The organism is Mycobacterium lehmannii (assembly GCF_001499925.1).
GTDB lineage: Bacteria > Actinomycetota > Actinomycetes > Mycobacteriales > Mycobacteriaceae > Mycobacterium > Mycobacterium lehmannii.
The window spans coordinates 34,064-43,612 of the sequence record NZ_LQIR01000026.1; the positions used below are offsets into that span (position 1 = coordinate 34,064).

The 9,549-nt window shown below is 65.8% G+C and carries 9 protein-coding genes and 1 pseudogene; 3 read left to right on the plus strand and 7 right to left on the minus strand.

Going from position 1 to position 9,549, the window contains the following annotated elements:
• Window positions 1-23 precede the first annotated feature (23 nt).
• From AU192_RS15580 to AU192_RS15595, 4 genes are read right to left on the minus strand one after another with little or no spacing between them, the layout of a single operon-like run.
• The gene (locus tag AU192_RS15580) at window positions 24-347 is read right to left on the minus strand and encodes a hypothetical protein (protein WP_064397720.1); all 324 of its coding nucleotides are present in this window, start codon (window positions 345-347) and stop codon (window positions 24-26) included.
• Window positions 340-1,155: an SPFH domain-containing protein gene (locus AU192_RS15585; RefSeq protein WP_064397721.1), complete on the minus strand. Its 816-nt coding sequence runs from the start codon at window positions 1,153-1,155 to the stop codon at window positions 340-342. Before AU192_RS15585 ends, AU192_RS15580 begins: the two co-directional genes overlap by 8 nt.
• On the minus strand, window positions 1,155-1,799 hold the full coding sequence (locus AU192_RS15590) for a hypothetical protein (protein WP_064397723.1): 645 nt from the start codon (window positions 1,797-1,799) through the stop codon (window positions 1,155-1,157). Before AU192_RS15590 ends, AU192_RS15585 begins: the two co-directional genes overlap by 1 nt.
• A complete protein-coding gene (locus tag AU192_RS15595) occupies window positions 1,796-4,189 on the minus strand; it encodes a nitric-oxide reductase large subunit (protein WP_066811274.1) in 2,394 nt (797 codons plus the stop codon). Before AU192_RS15595 ends, AU192_RS15590 begins: the two co-directional genes overlap by 4 nt.
• A 161-nt stretch (window positions 4,190-4,350) precedes the next feature.
• Between AU192_RS15595 and AU192_RS15600 the strand changes: the two genes are divergently transcribed.
• On the plus strand, window positions 4,351-5,367 hold the full coding sequence (locus tag AU192_RS15600; protein WP_064397725.1) for a TIGR03617 family F420-dependent LLM class oxidoreductase: 1,017 nt from the start codon (window positions 4,351-4,353) through the stop codon (window positions 5,365-5,367).
• 4 nt (window positions 5,368-5,371) lie between these two features.
• Here AU192_RS15600 and AU192_RS15605 read toward each other — a convergent pair whose 3' ends face one another.
• From AU192_RS15605 to AU192_RS15615, 3 genes are all read right to left on the minus strand, one after another.
• Window positions 5,372-6,250 carry a hypothetical protein gene (locus AU192_RS15605; RefSeq protein ID WP_064397727.1) on the minus strand — a complete coding sequence of 293 codons (879 nt, stop codon included), beginning with the start codon at window positions 6,248-6,250 and terminating at the stop codon, window positions 5,372-5,374.
• Window positions 6,251-6,313: 63 nt separating this feature from the next.
• Window positions 6,314-6,667 (minus strand): hypothetical protein, encoded by a 354-nt coding sequence (locus AU192_RS15610; RefSeq protein ID WP_064397729.1) that lies wholly within the window; start codon window positions 6,665-6,667, stop codon window positions 6,314-6,316.
• Between the two features lie 62 nt (window positions 6,668-6,729).
• Window positions 6,730-7,485: an SseB family protein gene (locus AU192_RS15615; RefSeq protein WP_064397731.1), complete on the minus strand. Its 756-nt coding sequence runs from the start codon at window positions 7,483-7,485 to the stop codon at window positions 6,730-6,732.
• Window positions 7,486-7,676: 191 nt separating this feature from the next.
• Here AU192_RS15615 and AU192_RS15620 point away from each other — a divergent pair, with 191 nt between their 5' ends.
• On the plus strand, window positions 7,677-7,991 hold the full coding sequence (locus AU192_RS15620; RefSeq protein WP_120275669.1) for a type VII secretion target: 315 nt from the start codon (window positions 7,677-7,679) through the stop codon (window positions 7,989-7,991).
• A gap of 9 nt (window positions 7,992-8,000) precedes the next feature.
• A pseudogene (locus AU192_RS15625) lies at window positions 8,001-9,549 on the plus strand (hypothetical protein); the annotation flags it as partial.

Below are 9,549 nucleotides of genomic sequence, written 5' to 3' on the forward strand. Positions count from 1 at the left end.
GGATCAACGCCATAACCAAGCGCTCAGGGCTCGACGGCGTCGTCCTTCCGGTGGAAGTGCCGCCACAGCCGCGCGCCACCCGAAAGCGCCACCAATACCCCGATGCCGCCGATCACGATGCCGGCGAACAGCGACAGGAACATCGGATCCACCGACTCCCCCACCGTCCCGGCTCCGATCATGCCGCCGACCAGAAACCCGAACAGCGGCGCCAGGACGGCGACCGCGGTTCCCAGCAGCGCCCGCCACAGGCCGGGCGGGGTGGGCTCGAGCACCACCGGACGACCGTCGTCGACGGCGTCACCGTTCTGGTCGACGGTCGCGGGTTCAGGTGTGTTGCTACTCATCGGATTTGACCCTCCTGATGTGAGGAATCGCGCCGCCGGGAGCCGCCGGATCGTCCCGAGAGCCTTCGAGGAACGGGCGCACGATGTCCATGGGAATCGGAAACACGACGGTCGAGTTCTGGTCGGCGCCCAGTTCCAGCAGCGTCTGCAGATAGCGCAATTGCAGCGATGCAGGGCTCTCGCTGAGCGTGATCGCCGCGTCCCGCAGTTCGGTCGACGCCTGCAGTTCGCCGCGCGCGCTGATCACCTTGGCGCGTCGCTCCCGTTCGGCCTCGGCCTCGCGGGCCATCGCGCGCTGCATCATCTCGGGAATCTCGACGTCCTTGATCTCGACGACCTCGACGACGATCCCCCACGGCTCGGTCTGCTTGGCGATCGATGCCGCGAGATCCTCGTTGAGATCGGCGCGGTGCGCGAGCAGCGTGTCGAGGTCGGCCCGCCCGACGACCGAACGCAGCGTGGTCTGTGCGATCTGTGACGTCGCGATCGCGAAATTCTCCACGGCCATCACCGATTTCGTCGGATCAGTCACCCGGAACAGCACCACGGCATTGACCCGCGCGGTCACGTTGTCGCGGGTGATGACCTCCTGCGGCGGGATCGTCAGGGTCACGGTTCGCAGGTCCACTCGCACGAGCTTGTCGATGCCGGGCACCACGACGACGATGCCGGGCCCCAGCGGTCCGCGCAGCCGGCCAAGGCGGAACGCCACCCCACGCTCGTACTCCTTGACAACGCGTATCGACGCGACCGCGACCGCTAGCAGCACGATCGCGAAGAACACGACGACAACCATCCACGCCTCCATCAGAGCACCTCCCTCGGCTCAGCCCGCCGATCGGACGCATACGAGCTTCGACGACGGATCTCCGCTTCAGCCAGCCGCTTTCGTTCCTCGAGGTTGTCGTCGAGCGACTGGAACACCACCCCGTCAGGGACGGCCGGGGTGCGTCGTAGGTGCGACCACAGCGGCAGGCTCATCACACCGACCACGACGGCGGATCCCACCAGCAGCAAGGCCTCCGGCACGGTGTCGGCCGCCAGGGCCGTCGCCGACGGCAGGATCACCGCGATGGCGCTGACGGCACAGGCGATTCCGCGATGGAAGCGCGCCGCCTCCGACGCCGGCCAACTGTCGATCGCCCGGCTCACCTCGCGGCCGTCGTGCGACGAGGTACACGTGTGCTTGACCGGGCAGGCGTTGCAGATCGACGGGGTGCCTCGGTAGCGCATGACCCGGTTGTCGGGGTCAAACGACGTGGGCCACAACCACTGATCCTCCGGACACTGCCAGGCGTCGTGGTCCTCGTGGTAGACGAACGCACCCGTCCGGTGCCCCTCGACCTTGGCCGCGGCGCGGCGGGCGAACGTGTCGATGCCGTACGCGATGGCGACGAGAACCAGCGCGTAGCCGATCGTCAGCCACGCCGCGATCCCGATGCCGGCGATCACGGACCCTCACCGCTTTCGTCGGGCGGCACCCGTCGGTCCGAGGCATAACGGCTGCGTCCCGGTACCGCCATACCGGTGCGGTCCTCCTCGGCGTGGGCGTGCTCTTCGACGAACAACGTCTCGGCGGGCAGCGTGTGCGTGGTCGCCTTGATGCCGTACCGCACACCCAGCCAGGCGATCCAGAGGAACGGCAGCACGCCGCCGAGGATGAACAGGAAGTCGCCGGGCATGCGCAACCACTCCAGCACAGCGTTGCCCGACTGCGTGATGTAGTTCAATGTCCGTGCCTCGTAGTAGCCGTCGTTCACCGAATGCCACAACTGCAGGACGCCGAGCGGCAGCAGGGTGGCGAACACCATCCACGCCAGACCGATGTTGAGCGACCAGAACGACAGCTTGGCCAGCTTCTCCGGCCAGCGCTGCGGCGGGATGATGTAGCGCAGCGCGAACAACGCCAAGCCGACGGCGAGCATGCCGTAGACGCCCATCATCGCCCCGTGCGCGTGGTTGGCGGTCAGCGCGGTGCCGATCTGGTAGTACGACACGATCGGCAGGTTGATCAGGAAGCCGAAAATGCCTGCGCCGACGAAGTTCCAGAACCCGACTGAGACGAGGAACATCACCGCCCACCGGTGCGGGAACGGCGCGCTGCTGCGGGATTGTTGCCGCGAGCCGAGCTGCAGGAACGTCCACGCCTCGACGGTCAGGAACGTCAGCGGGATGACCTCGAGAGCGGAGAAGAACGCGCCAAGAGCCATGTGCTCCACCGGTGTTCCCGAGAAGTACAGATGGTGCATCGTCCCGATGACGCCACCCATCGAGTAGAGGATGACGTCGAGGAAGATCAGCTGGATGGCGATCTTGCGCCGCACGACGCCCAGCATCACGAAGATGTAGGCCACCATGACCGTCGTGAACAGTTCGAGGAAGTCCTCCACCCACAGGTGCACCACCCAGAACCGCCAGAACTCGGCGACGGTCAGATGCGTCTCGGTGCCGGCGAGCATGCCGACGGCGTAGAACGCGGGAATGGCCAGACCGGCGTAGAAGAACAGCCACGGCATGTTCAACTTGCTCTCGGTCTTCAGCCGGGACCGGATCGCGCGGAAGATGATCGCCATCCACAGGAACAACCCGATGACGAGCAGCGCCTGCCAGAACCGCGGCAGGTCCAGGTACTCCCATTGCTGGTCGAAGAAGATCGAGCCTTTCGCCCAGTCGACACCGAACGTGCTCAGCGCCGTGCCGATCAGCGTGCCGGCGACGACGACGAACAACGCGCCCAGCAGACCGTAGGTCAGCCAGGACTGCCGGCGTGGTTCGCGGCCGGAGATGATCGGCGCCAGGAAGATTCCCGCGGCAAGGAACGATGCCGCGGTCCACAGCAGCGACAGCTGCACGTGCCAGGTCCTCGCCAAGTTGAACGGGAGGATCTGCGCCAGGTCGAGGCCGAAGAAGTCGCTCAATTCGGCACGGTAGTGCTCGATCGCGCCGCCCAGTATCGCCTGGGCGAGGAAGAGCACCGCGACAACGAGAAAGAACCAGGCGGTCGCCTTTTGCGACGGGGTGATCGCCACCTCACCGGGTTGGCGGAACTTCAGCGACGGCGTTTCGGTTGCGTGCCAACCGATTTTGCGGCTCCATCGGCCGTAGAGGGCGAACAGCGCGCCGAGCCCGGCGAGCAGCGCGATGAGCGACATCGCCGACCAGACCAGGATGTCGGCGGTAGGCGTGTTGTTGACGCGCTCTTCCGGTGGCCAGTTGTTGGTGTAGGAGTAAGAGTGGCCGTCACGTTGCGCCGCACTGGCCCAGGCGGTCCAGCTGAAAAACGCTGTCAGCTCCTTGATTTCCTGCGGGTCGGTGATGACCTGCGGGATGAGGCCGTATTCGGTGGAGTCGGTGCCGAAGAGGTCGGCGTAGTAGTTACGGATCTCTTCGAATGCGCTTACCTGCTCGGCAGTGAACTGCAGGGTTCCGGTGGCCTCGTCGTAACGGTTGGTCCGCATCATCTCGACGACGGCGGCGGTCGGATCCTGCACTCCGGCGTCGCGCAGCTCCTGTCCGACATGGTCGGCGGACAGGCGAAGGTATTCGGCGGTGTAGTCCGGTCCGAGATAGCCGCCGTGGCCCATCACGGACCCGTACTGCTGCAGCCCGCGGCGCAGGAAGATCTGCTGGCCGGCGGTGATGTCCTGCGCGGTGAAGAGTGTCTGGCCGTCGGGGCCGACAACGCGCTGCGGCTGCGGCATCGAGTCGGAGTAGGTCCTGGCGGCCAGCATGCCCATGATCAGGAAGCCGAAGACCATGACCAGGGCGACGCCCTGGACCCAGCCCTTCGATATGGCGAGTTCGGCTTTGCTCGGAGCGGGCTCCAGGAACTGCTCGGTCATTGCCATGCCCTCCGACGAGATCGGGTTCATATTCGAAGCGTGTTGCCAAGGTAGCGAAACGCGGCTTCAAATTGGTGGAGGTTCGAAATTCCGCGTCGGCGTTCGTAGTTGAGTGAAGCCTTTCCAAACTTCCGGGACGACTCGGGCGTAGGGTGCCACCTGTGCATGTCGACGTGATGACCACCCCGCAACCGCTGCAAGACATCGGTGACCTGGCCAGGCGTACTCAGGCGGCCGGATTCGACGGGTTGTTGTTCACCGAGACCGGCCGCACGCCGTACATGAACGCGGCGGTGGCGGCGCAGGCCGCGCCGGGGCTGGAATTGTCGACGGGTGTGGCGGTGGCGTTCCCGCGCAGCCCGTTCGTCACGGCGGCGACGGCGTGGGAGTTGCAGGAGGCGTCGGGCGGCCGGTTCCGTCTCGGGCTGGGCACGCAGGTCCGCACCCATGTGGTGCGCCGCTACGGGGTGGACTTCGAGCGCCCGGGCCCGCGGCTGCGGGACTACGTGCTGGCGGTGAAGGCGTGCTTCCATGCGTTTCGGACGGGCAAGCTGGAACACCGCGGGGACTTCTACAGCCTGGACTTCATCACCCCGCAGTGGAACGCGGGACCGATCGACGCGCCGGATCCGATGGTCGATGTGGCCGCGGTGAACCCGTGGATGCTGAGGATGGCTGGCGAGGTGGCCGACGGGATCCATGTGCATCCGCTGGGCGAGCCGGGATATATCGCGCGACATGTGCTGCCGAATGTGACTGAGGGAGCTGCGAAGTCGAGTCGATCACCGGATGATGTGGCGGTAATCGTGCCGGTGATGACCATCGTCGGCGACACCGACGAGGAGCGTCACCGCGAGCGGGAGCTGGTGCGCACCAGCATGAGCTTCTACGGCAGCACGCCGAACTACGCGTTCATCTGGGACGAGGCGGGTTTCGAGGGCACGACGGCGCGCATCCGCGAAAAGCAGAAGGCTGGTGACCTCAAGGGCATGGCGGAGTGCATCACCGACGAGCACATCGCGACGTTCGCGACGGAAGCGACGTGGGATGGGTTGGCGGACACGCTCATCGAGAAGTACGGCCCGGTGGCGTCACGCGTCGTGCTGTACAACGCGCTGGCCGATCCGGAGCGATTCGAGCGCTACGGCGAGGTGGCGCAGCGCATTCGGGCCCGGTAGCGGATCACCACTCGCCGCCGCATTCGGTACAGGTCCAATCGTCGTTAAGACGGCGGGTACAGCCGCGGTAGTCGTCCCACGGCGGGAAGTCCAGATGGAAGACGTGCCCGAACTGCGCGCTCTGTGTCCGTTGGGCGCCGCAGTAGGGGCACCGCGGATGCTGGGAGAACAGGTAGTCGATCAGGCTCGTGAGGCCGCTGTCACGCATGGCGGTGTCGCAGCGCAGGCATAGTACGCCGGGCCAATCGGCAGGAAGCTCAGGCAGCCAACACTTGTCGGGTATCGGCCCGTAGAAGTAGGTCGGCACGTTGGTGGCTTCCATGATCACCGGCTGAGGTTGCGGGCGTTCAGGGAAGTCGACAGTGCGGATGCGGAAGGCGTCGCGGGCATGCTGGCCGAGCAGGTCGAGAACGGCGCCGCATCCGGTGCACCTGCCGCGGCAATGGAGCAGGACGGCCGCCGCGGCCAAGGTGGAGTGGCCGAACCGGGTCGATCGCTTGGCCCCGGCGTCACAGTCGGTCAACGCGAGGGCCATGCGGGTGGCCGCGTCGCCGCGGAGCTGCCACACCTTGCGCGGGTCCTCGTCGTCGGCGAACCTCACGAGCCGTGCCACGGTGTCGAGATCCACCAGACCGGGGCTCGGCAGGCCCCAGGTGATCTCGGCGCGGTCGAAGCGGCCGTCGGGACCGATGCGGCCGAGGCGCGTCATGACCGACGGCGGATCGGTGTTCAAGACGATGGCCACAGGGTCGCCGACGTGGGCTTCGCCGAAGCCGTAGCGCCACGGCCGGTAGGGCGAGCGATCCTCCAGCAGAGTGATCACCGCGTCCTTCCAGACGGCTCCTTCGATGATGTGCAGGCGTTCGGTTGCAGTTTGCGTCACTACACCATTATTCCAGGTGGGTATGACAATTCACTTCTTCGACAGTTTGCTGACAGTGTTTAGTCACCACAGGACGGCGATGGCTGCGGCGGTGAACGACAGCACGCCGATCGACCAGAACATCGGGCGCGGGATCGGGTTGCCGGTGCGCTTCTGACGGGCGCTGCCCATGCCGAGAAGTCCACCGAGTACGACGAGGATCACCAGCTTGATGCCGATCGTCGGATAGTTGAGCTCGACGCCGGCGGGCCACGGCGCAGCGAGAGCGAGTCCGGTGAGAAGCGACAGCAGCAGGCCGTAATCCATGGCGCGCGTCGTGCGGAAGCGCCGCGACAGGGCTTCGGCCGCCCAGCCGCCGAAGGTGATCGCGAAGCCGACGATGTGCAACAGTACAACTACGTTGCGTAGTAGTTCCATGGGGAGAGCTTATCCCGGATGGTTCCGATCGCGCAGAATCGACCCAATGAGGATGCGCAGCATCAGCCGTCAATCTCTGCTGCCGAGAAGGCAATTGACGGCCCTGCCGGGTTGATCACTATCCCGCCGTGCCCGTTCTTCCGAACCATGTCCAGCACTCTGAGCGTGGTGAAATCGCCGACCCCATCGAACGGGTTGTGCGCGGCGACCTCGGGAGCGCTGGTGAAGCCGACAAGAGCTGTTGAGCCGTCACCCAGGGTCATTGATCGAATCAACGTCTTGCCCGGTACGGAGTTCCCGTCCGCACCCAGCAGCAACGGTCCCTCCGTCAGCAGGACTCGCAAGACATCCTCCCTGTCGGCGTCCCCGGCATCCAGTGCGGCGAGCGCCGTCTTCAACGGCTCGTTGTTCGGGTTCCGCAGCGCGAAATCGATGTCCGCCGCAGACAGCCCGCACGTCGGACCTGCAGGATCTATATAGAGCCAAGCGTCCTGGCGGCTCCGTGCGAAACTCAGCGCACCCGTCGCCGGAGTGACCATCGACTGGGTGCGAGTGTCCGGAGGGTAGAGGCGGGGAATCTCCTCCTGCCGGGTGAACACATAAAGCGCCCGGCCGCCATCGGGCCCCGTACCGCCACGGAATTGCAATTCGGATCCGGCGCCGAACGAACCGTCCTGAGGCTCGTCGGACCCGGTGATGTCGAAGAGCAATTCGCTGTACATGCACGACCGAAGCACATCGAGGGCAGTTCGCTGATTAGGTTGGGCCGCGAACTCCCCCACCGCCCGGCGGACGGTCGCGTTGTCGACGAGAGTCATGCGCCGCCTCCGATCGCCATGGGGAACGCCATGTTGCATGAAACCACTCGCGGCGGGGCGACGACTGGGCGCCTTCGTCTCATGGGTGCCGTCCGCCGCGCCTTGGGGCGGTCTCTCCCTGCCAAAATTTGCCGCGTCGGACTGCACCGCAGCGCTGTTAGTGTGCGGCTAGGCCCAGTGAAGGGGGGAGGGTGTCGGACTCGAGTGAGCCGCTGAAGGTCGATCCGATCGAGTTGCGCATGACCGCAGACAAACTGGACGGCCAGGCCAGCGGGTTTGAGACCGCACATCAGGCGGCGCAGGCGCGGGCGGGTAGTACGGCTCTTGGATCGGGGGCTTGCGCTGCGGCGTTGCCGAAGATGGTGGCCGCGTGGGAAGCCGACGGTGCACGTTTCGCCGCGGATTTCACCAAGCACGCGCGGGCACACCGCGCGGCGGCCGACAGCTATGTGCGCACCGATGCCGGGGGCGCCGAGGGTATCGAGGATGCCGGTTCTGCGCTGTGAGATGACATCGTGGCGCTGACGCTGGCCGACCTGAAGCAGTGGCCACCCGAGATCGCCGACCTGGCCCGATCCGCGCGCGCGGCCTGCGACAACCACACCAACTCTGCTGAGTTCTATCGCTCGTTGATCACGGTGTCGACTTGGGAGGGACAGGGCGCACAAGCGGCCAAGTCGGCGATGACGGCCACGGCTGTCGACCACGAAAGCGTGGCTGACAATCTCGGTACGGCCGCGAGCCGCATGGAACGCATCCACCACGACGCCGAGACCCTGGCCCAGACCATCACAGGCATTCTCGACGATGCCGCCGCCGCGCCGACCGTGCTCATCGACGAAAGCACCAACCAGGTGATCGCGCCCGACACCAGCCACATGACCGAGGAGTACGCCGCGCAAGTGGCGGCCAAGGTCGCCGACCTTGACCAGCGCATCGGCGCCGCGCTCGCCGACGGACAACGCATCGACACCGAGCTGGCGGGCGCGATCACCGCCGCCAGCGGGGCCACCGAGCCGGTGCGCAAGACAGCAGGCGATCTGCTGCTGCCCGCCACCGGTGAGCAACGTAAGGATCCCAGGTCCGGCGAACCGGCATCCCAACCCGAGAGCCTTGCCAGCGCGTTAGATCAGCTCGCCGGCGCACCTGTTGACCGGCCCGCCCCACCCCCGCAGCCGGCGCCACTGGACCCGGCCAAGGTCGAGCAGTTCAAGAGGCTTGCCCGCGAGACGATGTTGCGTGACGGGGTGCCGCCCACCCAGATCGAGCAGCGGCTCGACGCGATGGTCGCCGCAGCACACAAACCGCTACCAGCCTCCAGGCCGTCCGAGAACGGATCGATGCCCAAGCCGAGTTTTTCCGACGGATTCGCCGACGGTTGGTTCAACACCGAAGAGGGCATCAAAAACCTGATCGGAGCCAATGGATGGGAGGACTTGAAAGACTCCTGGACCGACATGGCCAAAGGCACGTGGCAACGGGTGACCAATCCGATCGACTCGATCACTGCGGATCTCGACCACCTGACCAAGTATCCCGGCCACTACCTGGGCGAGGTCGCCGGCGGAACCGCTCTCACCGCGCCCAGCGCCATACTCGGCGGCGAAGGCGCACTCCTGGCTCACGGCGCACGAGGAGCCATACCCGACGAGATCATCGACTTGCCAAGTGCCACAGGGACAGTCAATCACTCGACCCTGCCCGAATCTACCTACGAGCCACCGGCCAGTGGCCATCCCCCATCACCGGTTGGCGATGCTGGCTACTCACCCGACGCACCCATCATTGCGTCCACTTTGAACGAAGCGTTCGCGAACGGAAGCCCAGTAGCGGACCTTGCCCGCGAGCTCGCAAACCTTTCCACGCATCAGTTTGGAAATGCCGATCGCGTAGTTCTCGGCAAGTGGGATGGGTTAGACGGCGGATACATCGGCGAGGCCCGAGTCAACGGCGGAATCTACTACGACACCGGACCAGACGCCTGGAATGAACCGCCCTGGTTCTGCCGGAGGCTCGATCTATTGGATTGCGACCAGGGGCTGGTCGCTCCGTTGGGCATCGTAG